Consider the following 18,553-nt stretch of genomic DNA (forward strand, 5'->3'; position numbering starts at 1 on the left):
ATTCTCAACCAGAACCGATTGTCGAAAATCTGCTCATTCTAGAAAGACAAGAGTCGATCGAACTTTCTCAACCAGAATCTGAACTGATTTTAGATGCACCAAAGTCGATCGAGCATTCTCAACCAGAATCTGAACTGATTTTAGATGCACCAAAGTCGATCGAACGTTCTCAACCAGAACCCCAACCGATTTTAGATGCACCAAAGTCGATCGAGCGTTCTCAACCAGAATCTGAACTGATTTTAGATGCACCAAAGTCGATCGAACATTCTCAACCAGAATCTGAACTGATTTTAGATGCACCAAAGTCGATCGAACATTCTCAACCAGAATCTGAACTGATTTTAGATACGCCAAAGTCGATCGAACGTTCTCAACCAGAATCTGAACCTGTGGTAAAAAATCGGCCAATTAAAAAAAAGCCACAACCGAGTAGCGATTCTCGGCCCGAACAGTCGCCTATGACCAAAAAGCGACAAATAGAAAGAAAAAAACAGGATAGCGACGGCAGCGAAACACCACCCGCAGGCGACTCAGAATGAACCAATTACCAATGCCCAATTACCCCTTCCCAATTCCTAAATGTTAGTAATGATTAGTAATATTGTCGCAATTTACCGCAAAGAACTACAAAGCTATTTTGCATCGCCATTAGCCTATGCCATCGCAGCAGTCTTTTGGCTAATCACCGGCTACTTTTTAATAGCCATCCTCCTAGCCCCCGACGGGTTAATTCCCCAAATCGCGCAGCGAGACCAAGCGGGAATTACCGAACCTCCCATCGACGTAGCCTACGAATTTCTGCAACTCTTCCTGCGAATCATGGGTTCCCTTTCGTTGTTCGTACTACCCGCACTCTCAATGGGACTTTACGCAGAAGAACGCAAACGCGGCACATTAGAACTATTAGCCACATCCCCCTTAACAAACTGGGCAGTTGCTACCGGCAAACTCCTCGGCGTTTTAACATTTTATACCACAATGTTGCTGCCCCTACTGTTCTGCGAGGCGATCGTCCTCAGTTCCTCAACCCCACCCGTACTCCCCGGAGTTCTTCTGCTAGGACACGCCGGCTTAATCTTACTAGCAGCAGGAGTATTGTCGCTCGGAATGTTTATTTCCTCCCTCACCGACAGCACAATTTTATCAGCCATCCTCACCTTCGCTCTAGTATTATTTCTCTGGGTGATTGATGCAGCCGCCGTCGGTATCGGTGGCGCCTTCGGAACAGCATTAGGACATTTGTCGCTCCTAACAAATTACACCAATCTTGTCAAGGGAGTTTTCGATACCAGCAGTTTAATTATGTTTGCCAGTTACATCATTTTAGGAGTATTTCTGACCGCCCAATCTATCGATGCCTTGCGATATCAGCGTTCTTAAAAACATCAGGAAAGGCTGAGACAGAGAAGGTTATTTTTGCCGAAGTAAAGAGAAGTAAAGAGCAAAGGGAAGGTTATTTTTTCCCTGTTAATCATTCTACAAAATACCTCAAACAATGAGATTTATCAATCCCAAAATCGACTTTGCGTTCAAAAAAATATTCGGTTCCAGCGACAGCAAAGACATCCTGATTAATTTTTTAAACGCCATCCTTTATGAAGCACAGCCGGTCATCGAAGACTTAGAAATAATCGACTCCCAACCAGAACCTCAAACTCTCGCAACCCAAGACACGCACCTAGATGTCAAAGCCACAATTAACGGCGGCAGAATCGCCCTAGTTGAAATTCAACTGATCAACGTCCCTTCCTTTGGGAACAGAGTTTTGTACAACGCTGCCAAAAGCTACAGCCAGCAATTAACAGGAAAAGAACGCTACGAAAGACTAAAAACAGTAATTTCTTTGAAAATTGCCGACTTTGAAATGTTTGAAAATCAGCCCGAATTTATGTCGCGGTTTGTTTTTCAAGAAAAAGAGCAAAAGTTTGAGTGTCCAGATACTGCAATAGAATTAGTATTTATCGAACTGCCCAAATTTAGCAAGGAATTAGCAGAATTAGAAACAACCGCCGATCAATGGATTTACTTTCTCAAAAATACCAGCACTCTGGAGACAGTACCAGAAACACTCAGTGCAGTTCCCGAAATTCAGAAAGCTTTTAGAATTGCCAGCGAGTCAAACTTCACTCAGGAAGAATTAAATGAATTGCAGAAGCAAGAACTGTGGATTCAAGACCAGCAGATTGCCATAGATGTAGCAAGAGAACAGGTGACAAAAGCCGCTCAACTATCGTTAATATTGCGTCAGCTAGTGAAGCGCTTAGGCACAATACAACCAGAAACTGAAAACAGCATCCGTCAATTAGGTATACAGGAATTAGAAGAACTAGGAGATGCCGCGATCGATTTCAACAAGCCGTCAGATTTAACAGCATGGTTGCAGGCTAATGCGATATAGAATAACATCCTCGGCCCGGAAATTTTTCCCTCAATATTTACGTTATGAAAATTAGCAAAACAAATTGGAAATACGTTTTTTTGCTGGGCCCCCTCCTCATCGCAGCGGGGGTAACAGCAGGACTTGTATCGGGAGTATGGGACCCACTGACAGTCGGTTTAGTTATTGCCGGAGCAGTGACGATCGCACTTTGGCTGCTATATTTGAGTTACGAACAAAGCTTTTGGGGCCAGCGTTCCACTCAAGCCAGCACCAACGCCCTGATTGCTACCCTCGCCGTCTTTGTGATTCTCGGAGTAATTAACTTCATAGCCGTTCGCTATCCCGTCCGCATCGACTTAACGGAAAGCCAACAATTTACCCTCGCCCCGCAGACTCAACAAATTCTGCGAAACCTGCAACAAACAGTCAAAGTTTGGGTATTTGACCCCATCCAAAACCCCCAAATTAAAGAATTGCTGCAAAGCTACAAACGCGAGGGAGGCGAAAAGTTCCAATTCGAGTTTGTTGACCCGCAGACGCAACCGGGAAAAGCGCGGGAATTTAGCATTACCAGCATCGGGGAAGTTTACCTGCAATCCGGGGACAAAAAACAAGTTCTGCAAAAAGGCGGCACTGCTTTTGGTAGCGACCCAAATCAAGGTCTTTCAGAGATAAAACTTACCAATGGCTTAGAAGAAATCCTGAGCACTCGCGTTGCTACAGTTTACTTTTTGCAAGGCAAAGGAGCCCGCCCGATAAAGGAAGGTCAAGGCGGAATTCAGCAAGCTGAAAAAGCTTTGAAAGATAAATACTACAACGCCCAAACGCTGAATTTGACCGAACGCAAAGAAGTGCCAGAAGATGCAGATGCTTTAATCGTTCCCGGGTTGGAAAAACCGTTTTCCGATACAGAAATTAAAGCACTAAAAGCTTATCTCGATCGCGGCGGCAGTTTATTGTTAATGGTAGACCCGGCAATTGATACGGGATTGGACAAAATGCTCCAAGAATGGGGCGTAAAACTAGACGCCCGTTTGGCCATCGATGCTTCGGGCGATGGTCAAAGATTTGGCCTGGGCCCCACGGTTCCCACAGTCAGGCGCTACGGCGAACATCCGATTACTCAAAGTTTTGGCAACGGTATTTCATTTTATCCATTTGCGCGTGCTTTGGAAAACTCGCCAGTAGAAGGGATAGAGGCAAAACCGCTGATTTGGACGAGTCAGGAAAGTTGGGCGGAAAGCGATTTGACGACTAAGAAATTGGAGTTCGATCAGAAGACCGATCGACAAGGCCCGCTATTATTAGGTGTAGCTTTAGTTCGATCGTCCACTGACAGCACTCCCTTAAAGCCCTCACCTTCACCAACACCAACACCGGTCACGCCTTCACCCCAAGCATCGCCGACAACTTCGCCATCGCCGACAGATTCACCATCGCTGACAGATTCACCATCGCCGACAATTTCACCATCGCCGACAATTTCCCCATCCCCGACAGATTCACCGTCGCCAACAATTTCCCCATCCCCGACAGATTCACCGTCGCCAACAATTTCCCCATCCCCGACAACTTCGCCATCCCCGACAGATTCACCGTCGCCGACAACTTCGCCATCCCCGACAGATTCACCGTCGCCAACAACTTCGCCATCCCCGACAGATTCACCGTCGCCGACAACTTCACCATCGCCGACAACTTCACCAACAGCTTCCCCAATCAGCTATTCGGTGATTGTCTCGCAAGAAGCTACGCCGCCAGCATTACCCACGACTTCGCCAACACCGGCAGCATCTCCGACAGCATCTCCCACAGCATATCCAGAAAGTTCGCCAACACCGACAGAATCTCCGACAGCATCTCCCACACCGACACCAGAAACATCTCCCACAGCATCTCCCACAACATCTCCCAGTCCAAAGCCAACTCCTTCTGCGCCTTCAACTCCTAGAAAAACATCGCGAATGGTAGTAATTGGCACATCTCAATTTGTGACTAACGGTTGGTTTGACCAACAACTCAATAGCGACGTGTTTCTCAATTCAGTCAGTTGGTTGAGTAAACCAGACCAGCAAAGCTTTTCTATCAGTCCGAAAAAAGCTACCAACCGCCGCATTAACATGACCACCATCCAAGTAGGATTGCTGGTTTTAGCTTGGCTAATTTGGCCTTTACTCGGACTGGGAATTGGCGGCGCTATTTGGTGGAAGAGAAGATAAATTAGTTGACTGTTGACTGTTGACTGTTGACTGTTGTCAGTTGACTGTTGACAGGTGTCAGTTGTCATTTGTTAATCCTTTGCTGTGGCTAATAACAAATAACCAATAACATTAATCAACAGTCAACAGTCAACAGTTAACAATGCCCAATGCCCAATGCCCTGTTTGGCCAATGCCAAATTCCCTATGCCCAATTCCCAGTTATTATGAAATTGCAGAAAAATACATTAGTATTGATAGCCGTCGCACTAAGCATGACTGGGTTGGTTGCTTTGTACGAGATGCAAGTATCTCCGAAAGAGGAAGCAGCTAAGGAAGAAAAACAGAAAATTTTTGCTTTTAACTCCGATCGCATACAATTCTTTACAGTCAAAACTCCCGAAAAAATATTGACTTTTGAGCGAGTTTATGCTACAAAAGGAGGCAAGTCTAGCTGGGAAATGAAATTGCCAGTGCAAGCACACGCAAGTCAGGCATCAGTGGATTTTTTGCTAGACAGGCTGGCAACAGGAAAGAGCGATCGCACGATTAATATTACTGCAGCTCAACTGCCCGAATTCGGTCTCGACCAACCCCAAGCTACAGTCACAGTAAAACTGGACAACCAGGAAACTCACCGCCTAGTTTTAGGCAAAACAGACTTTAGCGGCCGCTTCTTGTACGCTCAAGCCAATCCGCCGGAAGCGCCCCCTCAAAATTCCGCCCAAAATTTGCCCGTGCTGCTAGTGCCTTTTGACTTTAAAAATGCCGTCCAGCGACCTTTGTCAGAGTGGAAAAAAGCAGAAGCACCCAAAACAGAGAAACCGCAAAAACCCTCTCCCACGCCAAGTCCTGAGAATAAATAGATGGCCAGTCGCTCTGAGATGTTGCACCATTCTCAATAAGGCTTTTATGAACAGGCAAGATGCCTGTTCCACAAAGAGTAAATTTTTTTGTGGAACAGGCATCTTGCCTGTTGCTGACGGCTGTTGCTGACAATGGTGCGCTCTGGGATAGAATTTAAAGAACAAATCCCAAAACCTGTTACATCCAACATTCCTCACCTAAAATACAGAAAAGTCTAAACTTAAACTGTATTTAAGTGGCGTGCATTACCCCCAGGAAAGGGCGAATATGTTTCAGACAGCACTCAACCAAGGTACGACAGCAACGGATACAGCGCTTGACGTTGAACTCCGCAAGGTCTTTAAGGTATTTAACGGCGAAACCGCAGTCCGTGGAGTTGACCTCAACATCCGCCAAGGAGAATTTTTTAGCATCCTCGGCCCTAGCGGCTGCGGCAAGACTACGACGCTGCGCTTAATCGCTGGGTTCGAGACTCCCTCGGCGGGCGAATTGGTGATTCGCGGCCAGTCGATGACCAACACTCCAGCTTACCGCCGTCCGGTAAATACTGTGTTTCAAAGCTATGCTTTGTTCGGACACATGAATGTCTGGGACAATATCGCTTTTGGATTGCGGATAAAAAAGCTGGGGAAAGCGGAAATTGAAGAACGGGTACGGGAAGTTTTGCAATTGGTGAAAATGGAATCTTTCGCCAACAGGTTTCCCGGTCAAATGTCGGGCGGCCAGCAGCAGCGGGTGGCTTTGGCGAGAGCTCTGGTAAATCGACCGGCGGTTCTACTACTGGACGAGCCCCTGGGTGCTCTGGATTTGAAGTTGCGGAAGCAGATGCAGTTGGAACTGTCGAATTTGCATCAAGAATTGGGCTTGACTTTTGTGATGGTGACTCACGACCAAGAAGAGGCGATGAGTCTGTCTGACCGGATTGCGGTGATGCACGAGGGCAGGATTGAGCAAATTGGCTCTCCTGAAGAAATTTATGAGTGTCCCCAGACGGCTTTTGTGGCGGATTTTATTGGCGATACGAATTTGTTTGCGGGTACGGTAGAATCGATCGACCGATCGACTATCACAGTTCGCACATCAGCCAATCTGAAAATAATCGTTCAGCAGTCGGATATGTGGAATGGTGTCACAGGCGACTCTGTTGTGGTCAGCGTCCGGCCGGAAAAAGTATATTTGAATCTCTACCAGCCGGAAGTGTCGGTCAACTGTTTTGAAGGGCGGCTCAAAAATACTATGTACATGGGCACGCACGTTCATTACGTGGTTGAGTTGGCGTCGGGCGATAAAATTACTGTACGCCAGCCAAATACCGGCGGGTCTTTCCCAGATCCGCACACGCCGATTTACGCTTACTGGGGAACTACTGATTGTCTCGCTTTGACCGATCGGAATTAGTCAGTTGGCAGTTGGTAGTTGGTATTAGTCATTAGTCATTAGTCATTAGTCATTGGTTATTTGTTGGTGGTGGGTTCTCCTAACAAATAACATAGGACAATTCCCAATTCCCAATTACCAATTCCCTAATCTTCAATCTTCAATCTCCAAATCTAAAATCTAAAATCTAAAATCTAAAATCGAACTGTGCCTCCGACTAACTTACCAATTTCCAGGATTTTCCCGGCTAATTCTACACGCCGTCAGTTCCTAAAAAATTCGGCGGCGACAATTTCCGGGTTAGCTGTTTCGAGTTGCGGCTGGCGACTTGCAGACGTACAATCTGCTCCTCCGGTCAAAGGTGATGCCGACCAACTTTTCATCTATACTTGGGCAGGATATACCGATAACGCTTTGCTCGATCGCTTTGCCGAAAAAACTGGCATTCGCGTGGTTGCAGACGTATTTGACTCCAATGAGGCGATGCTGGCTAGGGTTCAAGCTGGCGGTGGCCGGGCCTACAGCATCATTTACCCGTCTGACTACATGGTGATTCAGATGACGGAACTGGGGCTGTTGAGCCCATTAGACCACTCGATTTTGGGCGGACTCGATCGACTAAAAAAACAGTTCCAAAACCCCGTATATGACCCAGGAAACCGCTACAGCGTCCCTGTGAGTTGGGGAACCACAGGCTTAATTTACAACAGCGAACAACTCAAAGAAGAGCCAGAAGATTGGGACTATTTGTGGCAGCACAAACAGGAGTTAGCAAGGCGAATGACGCTGGCAAATGATGTTCGAGAAGTGATGGGTGCTGCGCTGCGGATGTTGGGCTATTCTCTCAATTCTACCAACCAAGAGCAAGTGAAACAAGCTTACGAAAAGTTGGTTGAACTCAAACCGGCGATCGCATCTTTTACCACTGATGCTTGGCGGCCGCAAATGCTGACGGGGGATTTGAAGGTAGCTATGTGTTATTCTTCTGATGCTAATGAGGTAATCCCAGATAATGACAAATTGCGCTATGTTGTGCCAAAAAGCGGTTCTTCTCTGTGGACTGACACTTTAGTAATTCCTAAAGGTGCTCCCAATCCAGAAGCAGCTTATAAGTGGATTAACTTTATGCTGCAAGCGGATGTCGCTGCTTCTTTAGTAGAACGGCTCAGTTTCTCAACTCCTTCGGAAGATGCTTTTAGTTTGCTGACGCCGGAAGTCCGCGAAAATGAAATTCTTTTCCCTTCGGAGGCAACTTTGAAAAATTGCGAAGGTGTTGCTCCGGTAGGAAAATTTATAGACGTGTACGATCGCTATTGGACTAAATTAACCAGCGGTTAATCTTATTTTTGCCAGAAATTTCATGTGGATTTCGATTTACCGTGGGGTGGGGGCGGGTTTATGAGATTGTTTATTTTAGGCGATTATTGTAGGTGAACCCGCCCCTACATTACATTTCGATTTACCGTGGGGTGGGGGCGGGTTTAGAAGATTGTTTATTTTACGCATAGATTGTTGTTGGTGAAACCCGCCCGTACCAATCACAACTCAAAACTCAACACTATTTATTTATGGCTGTTTCAACTAGAACTCCCCCTCCTATTCCTCCCAATTCTTCCTTGAAGGCTGAAACTGTTTCCCCGTGGTCGGCGTGGGCTGGGCCACTGGCATTGCTCGGCCCTTCTGGCTTGTTGCTGCTTTTATTATTAGTCATACCAACTTTGGTGATTTTTCAGCTTAGTTTGGTGCCGAATATTAAGCCGGGGGATTTGGTGATTCCTTCGGGAATCGGCAATTACCTGCGAGTGTTTGAGCCGCTGAATTTGCAGGTGATTGGTCGATCGCTCTTTTTCGCAACGGGGACTACTATTCTGTGTTTGCTGCTGGGGTTTCCCGTCGCTTACTGGATCGCCCTCAATGTCTCGAAAAAGTGGCGGAATTTAACTTTGCTAGGCTTTGTGTTGCCGCTGTGGACTTCTTCGCTGTTGCGATCGTATGCTTGGATTACAATTCTGCGTCCTACGGGGGTTCTCAACTCGCTGCTGGCACTTGTAGGCATTCCTCCTCTAGAATTGCTTAATCAAAGTTCCGCAGTTTTAATCGGCATGGCTTACAGTTATTTGCCTTATATCGTGACAATTCTCTACGCATCTTTGGAAAAGTTAGACCGCAGGTTGCTAGAAGCATCTCAGGATTTGGGCGCCAATCCAGTGGAAACTTTCTGGAAAGTGACAGTACCTCAGACGATGCCGGGAATTGCTGCGGGTTCTTTGCTAGTATTTATTAGCTGTTTGGGCGATTTTGTCGATCCGGAGTTGCTCGGTGGAGCTTCGAGCATGACGGCGGCTCGTTTAATTTACAATCAGTTTTTGGGGGCGACTCAAAATTGGGGGCTGGGTTCGGCTCTGAGTATGGTATTAATCTTTGCAGTGAGTATCGGAATTGCCCTTTTGCTCAAATATGGCGATCGTAATGCAATTTAAAGAAGTCATTAGTCAGTAGTTATTAGTCATTAGTTATTGGTTACTGGTTATTGGTAGCTACTCACAAATAACAACTGACAACAACCGATTACCAATTACCAATTACCAATTAATTACCAATTACCGATTACCGAGAAATGGAAAATACCCCCGAAAATCCACAGGAGGAAATACAAGCCGATATGTACTTAAAACCTAAATTTAAGATTTCTTGGCAGGTGATATTTGCCGTTGTGATGTTTTTTTATATGTACCTGCCCATCCTGGTACTCACCTTTTACAGCTTTAACAAATCGCGTTTTAGCGCCGGTTGGGAAGGATTTACTTTAGATTGGTACGTTAAATTATTTAGCGATACGCGGATTTTAATTGCCCTGAGAAACAGTTTAACAGTGGCTGTTTGTGCAGTTGCAATCTCGGCTGTACTTGGCACTTTGATGGCGGTTGGTTTAGCCCGCTACCGCTTTCCCGGCAAGAGTTTATATCAGGGAGTCTCCTACTTGCCGATTATTATTCCAGATATTGCGACCGCAGTTGCTACTCTGGTATTTTTAGCTGCGCTGGCTATTCCTCTGAGTTTGTGGACAATTGTCGCCGCTCACGTTGTGTTTTGTCTGGCTTACATCGCCCTAGCTGTTTCTACTAGATTGGCCGATTTAAACCCGTATTTAGAAGAGGCTGCCTTGGATTTGGGTGCAACGCCTGTTGAGGCTTTTATTCAGGTTTTGCTCCCTCAATTAATACCCGGAATTGTTTCGGGTTGTCTGCTGTCTTTTGTCCTCAGCATGGACGATTTTTTGATTGCGAGTTTTACCGCAGGTAGCGGGACTACAACTCTGCCGATGGAAATTTTTAGCCGGATTCGGACTGGGGTAAAACCTGATATTAATGCTTTGAGCGTGCTGTTGATAGTAGGTTCGGGAGGATTGGCATTTTTAGCGGAATATTTGCGCGGCCGGGGCGAGCAAAAACGGACTCATTAGTCATTGGTCATTGGTTATTACTCACCAAAAAACCCGGTTTCTTTGAGAAACCGGGTTTCTGAGGCGGTAAGGTACGCAGTTCACACCCTACAGAGGTTCTGCGTCTAGGACCCAATTGCTGCTATTTTGCTGCTGGTAATTTCACCTTAGTAGCCAAACCTACTGCTTCCAAAACTTGAATTGTCATCCAAGTGAAGTCAATTTCCCACCATTCCATCCCGTGACGCGCAGAGTATTGATAAGCATGGTGGTTGTTGTGCCAGCCTTCGCCGTAAGTCAGGACAGCTACCCACCAACAGTTAGTAGAACTATCTTCCGTTTCGTATGTGCGATAGCCAAATTTGTGAGTGGCGCTGTTAACAAACCAGGTGCAGTGATACACGAAAACTAAGCGGACAAAAATTACCCAAACTACAAAAGGCCAGCCTGCTGCTAAGTAAAGCAAGACGCCAAAGGCGATTTGAATTGGCAGAAAGTAATTTTGCAAAAATTGATAAAACGGGTCGCTTGAAATGTCTTTTGTACAGCGGGGAATTTCAGCGTGAGCTGGACCTTTATATAGCATCCAACCCAGGTGACTCCACCAAAAACCCTTTTGGGCATTGTGAGGATCGAGCGCATTTTGGTCAGAGTGGGTGTGGTGCAATCGGTGCAGCCCAACCCAATCAATTATTCCTCCTTGACAGGCAAGGGCTCCGCAAAATGCTAGAAAGTATTCTACGAATTTTGGTGTCTGAAAACTGCGGTGGGTAAGCATACGATGCCATCCGAGAGTTATTCCCAAACCGCCGGTTATCCAGTGCATGAATACTGTTAAACCCACTGCTGTCCAATTGAAGTTACTGGGTAGCAGTGCGAACAAAGCGCCGATATGAAGTCCTGCTAAACTAATAACGTGCTTCCAATTGTATTGGAGTTTTTCTTGGGTTGCAATTGTCATTCTATTTTTGATTTCTGATGAGATGCCGAGCTAGATTCACACATAATAGTTGGGATTGAGCAGTGAATTTTTTTGCTGCACTCTTGCCCAAACTAATAAAGAATCAATGATAGATTTGGGATTAGGATTGAAAAAGATTTAGGGTTGTATTCGGAAAATAAAAAAATTGGCTGCCAAACAAAATTTTTTGTTCCCAATTATATTATAACTGATTCTGGTTTGGGTTGGGTCGATCGCACCCGAAGAGTCGATCTCTGTTCAACCCAACCTCTACCATCGCAAAAAACAGGATTAGGCATTGGTCACCAGCCATTAGTCCAGAACTGATGACCTACAACCAATGACTAATTGCCGATCGCTATTTTTCTGCTAATTTCACTTTGGTTGCCAAACCCAGCGATTGCAGCAATTGAATTGTCATCCAGGTGAAGTCGATTTCCCACCATTGGAGACCGTGGCGAGCCGAGTATTGAAAGGCGTGGTGGTTGTTGTGCCAGCCTTCGCCGTAGGTGAGCAGAGCCACCCACCAGCAGTTGGTCGATCGATCGCCCGACTCGTAGGTGCGGTAGCCGAATTTGTGGGTAGCGCTGTTAACCAGCCAAGTGCAGTGGAACACCACCACGATCCGCAGAAACACACCCCAAACCACGAAAGACCAGCCGCCTAATAAATAAAGCAACACACCGAAGACAACTTGGATGGGGATAAAATATGCTTGGAGAAACTTGTATACTGGGTCGTCGCCGATGTCTTTAGTAAAGCGGGGGATTTCCACTCTGATCGGGAGATCCGAGAGCATCCAGCCCATGTGGCTCCACCAGAAGCCTTGATTGGAATCGTGGGGATCTGTTTCGGTGTCGGAATGTATGTGGTGTAACCGGTGCATTCCTACCCAGTCGATCGGGCCACCTTCACAGGAAAGGGTACCGCAAATAACTAGAAAATACTCTAGCCATTTCGGTGTTTGAAAACTGCGGTGGGTGACGAGGCGGTGATATCCCAGAGTAATTCCTAAACCACCTGTTACCCAATGCAGGAAGACAGCTAGCCCGACCGCAGACCAGCTAAAATTACCCGGCAGCAAAGCAAATAAAGCACCGATGTGCAGAAAGGCCATAAAGCCTACGACAGGCCAATCAGGAGAAGTTTTTTTGGAAGTTGCAATCGTCATGAATATATTATGTTTACAAACTAGGGGCCGCATCTACGCCATAATGAACAGCGCGCACGCAAAGGGTGAGCGAGGTATAGATGAATAGCGTTTCACGGCTACAGGAAGCAGAACAGGCACTCTTTCAGATTTTTTCTGGTATTGACACTACAGTCAAGCAAAATCTTCAACGAGTCTTAAAAGCTTTTCGCAGCCACCGGGTTGGAGTCCACCATTTTGCAGGGGTTACGGGTTACGGCCACGATGATTTGGGTCGGGAGACTTTGGACGGGTTATTTGCCGAAGTGGTAGGGGCCCAGGCCGCGGCTGTCCGGGTACAGTTTGTTTCGGGTACTCACGCGATCGCCTGTGCTCTTTTTGGCATCCTGCGTCCTGGTGACGAAATGTTGGCAGTGGCTGGTTCTCCCTACGATACTTTAGAAGAAGTGATCGGCTTGCGCGGGCAAGGTCAAGGTTCACTGCTTGAGTTTGGCATTAGTTACCGTGAGTTGCCTCTAACTCGCGAAGGAAGTTTGGATTGGCAGGCATTGAGCTCTACTATTTCAGCAAAGACTCGCCTGGTTTTTATCCAGCGCTCTTGCGGCTATTCTTGGCGGTCGAGTTTGTCTATTTCTGAGATTGAAAAAATCGTCGCCATAGTCAAACATCAGAATCCTAACACAATTTGCTTTGTTGATAATTGTTACGGAGAGTTTGTTGATGATTGCGAACCTACTGCTGTCGGTGCGGATCTGATGGCTGGTTCTTTAATCAAAAATCCGGGGGGTACGATCGTCCCTGCGGGCGGTTACGTTGCCGGGAGGGCTGATTTAGTGGAGGCGGCAACTTGTCGCTTGACGGCGCCGGGAATCGGCAGCAGCGGCGGCGCAACTTTTGATTTGAATCGGTTGCTGTTTCAGGGTTTGTTTATGGCTCCCGGTTTTGTGGGGGAGGCGATGAAGGGAAATCATTTGACGGCTTATGTTTTTTATAAGTTGGGTTATCGAGTGAATCCTATGCCTTTGGCTAGAAGACGAGATGTGATTCAGGCGATCGAATTCGGTTCTGCTGATAAGTTAATTGCTTTTTGTCGGGCTGTTCAGCAAAATTCCCCCGTCGGTTCCTATTTAGATCCGGTCCCGGCTCCGATGCACGGGTATGAAAGTCAGTTGGTGATGGCTGGGGGTACTTTTATTGATGGGAGTACGTCGGAGTTTTCGGCTGACGGGCCTCTGCGGGAGCCTTACGTGGCTTTTTGTCAGGGGGGAACTAATTGGACTCATGTATCGATCGCTCTTGAAGCTGCGATCGAGGCTGTGGGCCCGGCTAATAAGTAAGGATCGCGAATTAAATAACTTACAATTTTAATTGTTATTGTGGGATGGGCGTCCCGCCCGTCCAAAAAGAACGGGCGGGACGCCCATCCCACAAACTTGTGGAAGTTATTGAATTCTCATTCCTAAGTTTTAGGGGCGGTGCGGTACGGGGGTTCCCTGGGTTTGCATGGTGATTTTGGGGGATTTTTTGACCACGAATTTCAAAGGTGGTACCCGCCACGTGATTTATCCGTGGAATCAATCCAAAATCGCAAATCGAAAATCACTTATTGCCCCCGCATTTATCCGTGGGGTCGCCTCTAAAATCTAAAATCTAAAATCTAAAATCGATTGACCGCAGATGCAGGCTGATTGACGTTGATGAACGCAGATTAGAAGATGTATCCGGGATCGGCTGCTGGGAGTTGGTTCGCCGGCGCGATCGCGCCGGAACCGGTACTCAGCATCCGAGTTAAAATTAATATCGCTGTATTTGCGAGTTTACTCGGCATTTTTGAGTGCTTGAATATCGCCTTGCATAATTATGCTGACATTGCGCGAAATCTTGTCTATTTCCCACTCCCACCACCTAATTTCTAATAGTTGTGCAACTTCACCATCGCTAAAACGCTGTTTGATTGGATGGGCGGGGTTTCCACCGACAACAGTGTAAGCGGGAATGTCTTTTACTACAACGGATTTGGCGGCAATGACGGCACCGTCGCCGATTTTGACTCCTGGCATAATCAGGGATTCATAGCCGATCCAAACATCATTGCCAATGACGGTATCGCCTTTACTTGGCAGTTCCATTAATAAATTCATGGCTGTTTCCCAACCATTCCCAAAAACCGGAAAAGGATAAGTTGAAATTCCGTCGAGTTTGTGATTAGCACCGTTCATAATGAATTTGACGTTGGTCGCGATCGCACAAAATTTGCCAATAATTAATCGGTCGTTTCCGTAGTTATAAAGTACATTTTTTTCAAAGTTTTCTGGATCTATTGGATCGTCGTAATATGAGTAATCGCCGACGATAATGTTGGGAGATTTAATAAAGTTTTTGATGAAGCATACGCGCCGCTGATCGGCCATCGGATAAGGTCGGTTTGGATCGGGCCCAATTTCTGTCATAAGTTTCCATCCTTATTCGTTAAGCTGCTGGATCGATCTACTGTTAATTCGAGTTAGGTTTGCTTCTGCTTGATTAACATAGAGTAGGAGTGTTTGTCAAGGGGTGGGCGAGAAATTTTGGTCGATCGCCCTGCAAGAAATGAGACAAAATGGTAAAACCCAACATCCATCCGTGTTCGGAAGCGGTTAAAAATCCCAAATTAATATAAAAGAAGCGATCGCAGTGAGATAATTTATGAGAGTACGAACCTACGAAATCGGTGATACCCAACAAATTGTACAACTGTTTTACGACACCATACACGAAGTAAACATCCGCGATTACACACAAGCACAAGTAGATGCTTGGGCTCCCGCAGATATGGATATCGAAAGTTGGACTAAAAGTTTAAGCAGTAAATTTACATTCGTAGCCGAAGAGGGTGAGAAAATTGCAGGTTTTGGGGAATTAGAAGCAAGCGGCCATATCGATCGCTTTTACTGTCATCAAGATTTTCAAAGGCAAGGAGTGGGTAGGCTAATTTTAAAACAAATTGAGTCAAAAGCCAAAGACTTAGGAATTAACAAGTTATTTACCGAAGCCAGCATTACAGCTCGACCTTTTTTTGAAACCCAGGGATTTATTGTGATTACAAAACAAGAAGTAGAACGCAGAGGACAAAAATTCATCAACTTTGCGATGGAAAAAAATATATAAACAACGATTTGTGTAAAATTAGATCGAAGAGTTTTATGGAGGAGTTGCGATGGTGACGGAAGCTACAAATGTGGTGGGCGGAAAGTTAGAGACTTGCTGCACTTCGCCAATGACAGGATATTATCGAGACGGCAAATGCAATACAGGTGGTGGCGACTTTGGGGCTCACACTGTTTGTGCTCAACTGACAGAAGAGTTTTTGCAATTCACTAAGTCGAATGGAAATGATTTGAGCACTCCGGTTCCCGAATTTAACTTTCCCGGTTTGAAGCCTGGGGATTGCTGGTGTTTGTGCGCCCCTCGGTGGAAGGAAGCAATGGATGCAGGAGTTGCGCCACCTGTGGTTTTGGCTGCGACTCACGCCTTGACTTTGGAATACGTTTCTTTGGATGAATTGAAGCAGCACGCTGCTGATTTGTAGGAGGATGTTGGTGTGCGATCCTCTTCGAGGGCTTTCCTTCGGATCGCAACGCTTTCGCTAACGGGCGATCGCGCTCTTATACAAACTGTAGGGTGCGTCAGTTGGCGTTATTTTTTCAATAATTCAGGGGTTTTTCACTGACCCACCCTACAAGTTTACTCCAATCAGTTAAGATAGGTTTAGAGGTGAGGTATAACCAGTGTCAGCTAAGGATCTATTTCATAATGCTGTGAAGCGAGGTCTTGAAAAATCTGAGTGGGTGGTTACTCACGATCCTCTCAGGCTAGAATTTGCCGAGAATGAGAGAGTCGAAATCGATTTGGGAGCGGAACGACTCATCGGGGCGGAAAAATCAGGAAAAAAAATTGCAGTAGAAGTCAAGAGTTTTTTAAGCGCTTCAGCTCTCTCTGATTTTCATACCGCGTTAGGACAATTTTTAAATTACCGTTTAGTCTTAGAAAAGCTCGAACCAGCTCGCACTTTATATTTGGCAGTTCCCATCGCCACTTACGAATCTTTTTTCAGTCGGAAGTTACCTCAAGCGTCGGTTCGACAACATCAAGTCAAGCTTATTGTGTATAACCCAGTTCAGGAGGAAATAGTCAAATGGATCGACTAGACCATTACCGTCAGTGCATTCAAAAACTCCTAATTGAAGACAGTAAGATAGCACCAATTAACGGAGAAATTGAGGTAGAAACAATTTTTGACCGAGAAAACGATCGCTATCTAGCCGTCGATTTAGGATGGGACGGACACCGCCGCGTGTATAACTGTGTGTTTCATTTGGATATTAAAAATGGCCAAATCTGGATTCAGCGAAATCAAACTGACAGGCAGATTGCTGATGAATTGGTAGAAATGGGAGTACCCAAAGAGGATATAGTGCTAGGAATTCAGCCAACTTATGCACGCCAACATACAGGGTTTGGAGTTGCATAGTAATTCGTAGGGTGGGAGCATCTCAGTTTTGTAAAAAGCATTTTTTTTATTGTAGTGCGAGCGTCCCCGCTCGCGTATTGTACAATACGCGAGCGGGGACGCTCCCACTGTAAATGCAAAACTGAGATGCTCCCCGTAGGGTGCGTCAGTTTGCATTACTTTGTCGGCGAAGCGAGGAGATTTCGACTGACGCACCTTCCTAAACTACACCTCCGGCAACTTAATACTCGCCCACAAACTGACGCACCTTACTAATTTCTAGGGTGCGTCAGTTTGCACGATGTTCTCTGCGAAGCGAGAAGATTTTGACTGACGCACCCTACAAGTTTACACATCTGGCAACTTATACTGTCCCACAATCCGCTTAGCATATTCCGGCACATGAGCCTCCAATTTCTCCGGGTAATTGCGCTTCACATACAGATAATTGCGAGTGAAATGAGAATCAATCGAAAACCGAGCATATTCCAAACCCTTCGGCCCAATTCTCTCAATAAAAACTCCCATTAACTTCGCCGCCCACATCGGCAAAGTCACCCCTTTTTCATAAGCCGGAATGCTTTGCTGAACAGCCTCTTTTCGGTTTCCCTTAGACATCACCGGCTGAGTATTTAACTGATCCGCTACCAAATCTAACATCTCTTGCCCGGTGTCATTTCGCACCACAATCCACTGCCACCCAAAAGGTGCTCCCATGTAGCCCACAACTAAATCTGCTAAAGAATTCACATAATCAAAACAGCTCAAACAAGAAGGAGCAAAAACATCTTTCAATTCCTTAGTATTCAGCCCGAAAAACGGCACTTTCTCTTCCGAACCATCTTCGTGTTTGAAGTGAACGTTAAAGTCTTGCATAAACTCATAAGATACAACTGTTTCGGGAGAACGGCTAGTCGTATCTAGGAATTTCTGCAAGCCTGCACGGCTGACATTATCGACACAGGGAGTTCCCAAAACGTAGAGCTTTTCTAAACCGAGTTTTTTCTCTACTGTTCGCAAAGCTTGAATTTGACAGCCGACACCAATTACTAACAGCCGCTTCATCCCAGATTTTTCGATTTGTTCTAATACTGAAAGGTTGGGGGAGAGAGTGGGTTTGTTGACTTTTGCTGCCAGAATTTCTTCGCGATTTCTAGCAATAATTGGCATTGGCTGAAAGCGGTCTTCTTTAGTATTTTGGACGCAAACAACGCCTTCTACAATTCCTTTTTCGAGCATTTCAATGGCAATTGTGCTGACGATTCCCGTCCATTGAGCACCCTCGATCGGCTCTTTTTTCCGAGCAGCCATCATGTTTTGACTGACTCCGAAATACCAATCGTCGGGATTGTCGAGATTGCGCGATCGCCCGTGAATCTCTTCTTCTAATTCCGCGATATGCTGTGTTAAGAAAGCACAAGATTCCTTGACATAATGGATGTAATATGTATCGCACAAACCGCACTCGCTGCAAAGTTCTTTAGCGGGGCGGCGGCTACCCGGTTTGAGGGCCTTGGATTTTTGGTGCTTAGTAGAATCTGTTGCGGTCATCTAAATTACTTATTTTATGCAGATATGGCTTTTGTTAGGATATCACAGCAATTTCGGTTGTTACCTCCTTTATTCTTTCTTTCAGTCCTCGCAGGCGGACGCAAGCTGGTGCGGGAGCAAATTCGGTTCGCCCGA

The 18,553-nt window shown here is 46.0% G+C and carries 17 protein-coding genes and 1 pseudogene; 14 read left to right on the forward strand and 4 right to left on the reverse strand.

Going from position 1 to position 18,553, the window contains the following annotated elements; translation table 11 throughout:
* The 9 genes and pseudogenes from QT992_RS13020 to QT992_RS13060 form a co-directional block, all read left to right on the forward strand.
* Positions 1-542, forward strand: a pseudogene (locus QT992_RS13020) (ATP-binding cassette domain-containing protein); the annotation flags it as partial.
* Between the two features lie 40 nt (positions 543-582).
* Complete coding sequence (locus QT992_RS13025) at positions 583-1,383, forward strand: ABC transporter permease (RefSeq protein ID WP_333317540.1); 801 nt, start codon at positions 583-585, stop codon at positions 1,381-1,383.
* 115 nt (positions 1,384-1,498) lie between these two features.
* Positions 1,499-2,401, forward strand: coding sequence for an Rpn family recombination-promoting nuclease/putative transposase (locus tag QT992_RS13030; RefSeq protein WP_333317538.1), 903 nt, complete (start codon positions 1,499-1,501; stop codon positions 2,399-2,401).
* Positions 2,402-2,445: 44 nt separating this feature from the next.
* A complete protein-coding gene (locus QT992_RS13035; RefSeq protein WP_333342193.1) occupies positions 2,446-4,602 on the forward strand; it encodes a Gldg family protein in 2,157 nt (718 codons plus the stop codon).
* Positions 4,603-4,751: 149 nt separating this feature from the next.
* A complete protein-coding gene (locus QT992_RS13040) occupies positions 4,752-5,447 on the forward strand; it encodes a DUF4340 domain-containing protein (protein WP_333342191.1) in 696 nt (231 codons plus the stop codon).
* Positions 5,448-5,715: 268 nt separating this feature from the next.
* The gene (locus QT992_RS13045; RefSeq protein WP_333342189.1) at positions 5,716-6,846 is read left to right on the forward strand and encodes an ABC transporter ATP-binding protein; all 1,131 of its coding nucleotides are present in this window, start codon (positions 5,716-5,718) and stop codon (positions 6,844-6,846) included.
* A 186-nt stretch (positions 6,847-7,032) separates the two neighbouring features.
* The gene (locus QT992_RS13050; RefSeq protein WP_333342187.1) at positions 7,033-8,163 is read left to right on the forward strand and encodes a spermidine/putrescine ABC transporter substrate-binding protein; all 1,131 of its coding nucleotides are present in this window, start codon (positions 7,033-7,035) and stop codon (positions 8,161-8,163) included.
* Between the two features lie 230 nt (positions 8,164-8,393).
* On the forward strand, positions 8,394-9,305 hold the full coding sequence (locus QT992_RS13055; RefSeq protein ID WP_333342186.1) for an ABC transporter permease: 912 nt from the start codon (positions 8,394-8,396) through the stop codon (positions 9,303-9,305).
* 137 nt (positions 9,306-9,442) lie between these two features.
* Positions 9,443-10,288, forward strand: coding sequence for an ABC transporter permease (locus QT992_RS13060; RefSeq protein ID WP_333342184.1), 846 nt, complete (start codon positions 9,443-9,445; stop codon positions 10,286-10,288).
* Positions 10,289-10,409: 121 nt separating this feature from the next.
* On the opposite strand, the gene QT992_RS13065 is transcribed toward QT992_RS13060, so the two are convergent.
* On the reverse strand, positions 10,410-11,228 hold the full coding sequence (locus tag QT992_RS13065; RefSeq protein ID WP_333342182.1) for a fatty acid desaturase: 819 nt from the start codon (positions 11,226-11,228) through the stop codon (positions 10,410-10,412).
* Between the two features lie 358 nt (positions 11,229-11,586).
* Positions 11,587-12,399, reverse strand: a complete 813-nt coding sequence (locus QT992_RS13070; protein WP_333052723.1) for an acyl-CoA desaturase — start codon at positions 12,397-12,399, stop codon at positions 11,587-11,589.
* An 80-nt stretch (positions 12,400-12,479) separates the two neighbouring features.
* On the opposite strand from QT992_RS13070, the gene QT992_RS13075 reads away from it, so the two are divergent.
* Complete coding sequence (locus QT992_RS13075) at positions 12,480-13,715, forward strand: methionine gamma-lyase family protein (RefSeq protein WP_333317521.1); 1,236 nt, start codon at positions 12,480-12,482, stop codon at positions 13,713-13,715.
* A gap of 480 nt (positions 13,716-14,195) precedes the next feature.
* Here QT992_RS13075 and QT992_RS13080 read toward each other — a convergent pair whose 3' ends face one another.
* Positions 14,196-14,828, reverse strand: a complete 633-nt coding sequence (locus QT992_RS13080) for a Vat family streptogramin A O-acetyltransferase (RefSeq protein WP_333343044.1) — start codon at positions 14,826-14,828, stop codon at positions 14,196-14,198.
* Positions 14,829-15,063: 235 nt separating this feature from the next.
* Between QT992_RS13080 and QT992_RS13085 the strand changes: the two genes are divergently transcribed.
* The 4 genes from QT992_RS13085 (at position 15,064) to QT992_RS13100 (ending at position 16,888) form a co-directional block, all read left to right on the forward strand.
* Positions 15,064-15,525 (forward strand): GNAT family N-acetyltransferase, encoded by a 462-nt coding sequence (locus QT992_RS13085; protein ID WP_333322506.1) that lies wholly within the window; start codon positions 15,064-15,066, stop codon positions 15,523-15,525.
* Positions 15,526-15,574: 49 nt separating this feature from the next.
* Positions 15,575-15,946, forward strand: a complete 372-nt coding sequence (locus tag QT992_RS13090) for a DUF2237 domain-containing protein (protein ID WP_333167401.1) — start codon at positions 15,575-15,577, stop codon at positions 15,944-15,946.
* 199 nt (positions 15,947-16,145) lie between these two features.
* The gene (locus tag QT992_RS13095) at positions 16,146-16,565 is read left to right on the forward strand and encodes a XisH family protein (RefSeq protein WP_333290728.1); all 420 of its coding nucleotides are present in this window, start codon (positions 16,146-16,148) and stop codon (positions 16,563-16,565) included.
* Positions 16,553-16,888, forward strand: a complete 336-nt coding sequence (locus tag QT992_RS13100; protein ID WP_333343045.1) for a XisI protein — start codon at positions 16,553-16,555, stop codon at positions 16,886-16,888. The genes QT992_RS13095 and QT992_RS13100 overlap by 13 nt, the downstream gene beginning before the upstream one ends.
* A gap of 327 nt (positions 16,889-17,215) precedes the next feature.
* Here the strand turns inward: QT992_RS13100 and QT992_RS13105 are convergent, their stop codons facing one another.
* Entirely contained in the window at positions 17,216-18,418 is a 1,203-nt protein-coding gene (locus QT992_RS13105) for a Coenzyme F420 hydrogenase/dehydrogenase, beta subunit C-terminal domain (protein ID WP_333343036.1), read from the reverse strand.
* Positions 18,419-18,553: the final 135 nt, after the last annotated feature.

The sequence above is a fragment of the Microcoleus sp. T3_D1 genome, assembly GCF_036700405.1.
Lineage (GTDB): Bacteria > Cyanobacteriota > Cyanobacteriia > Cyanobacteriales > Microcoleaceae > Microcoleus.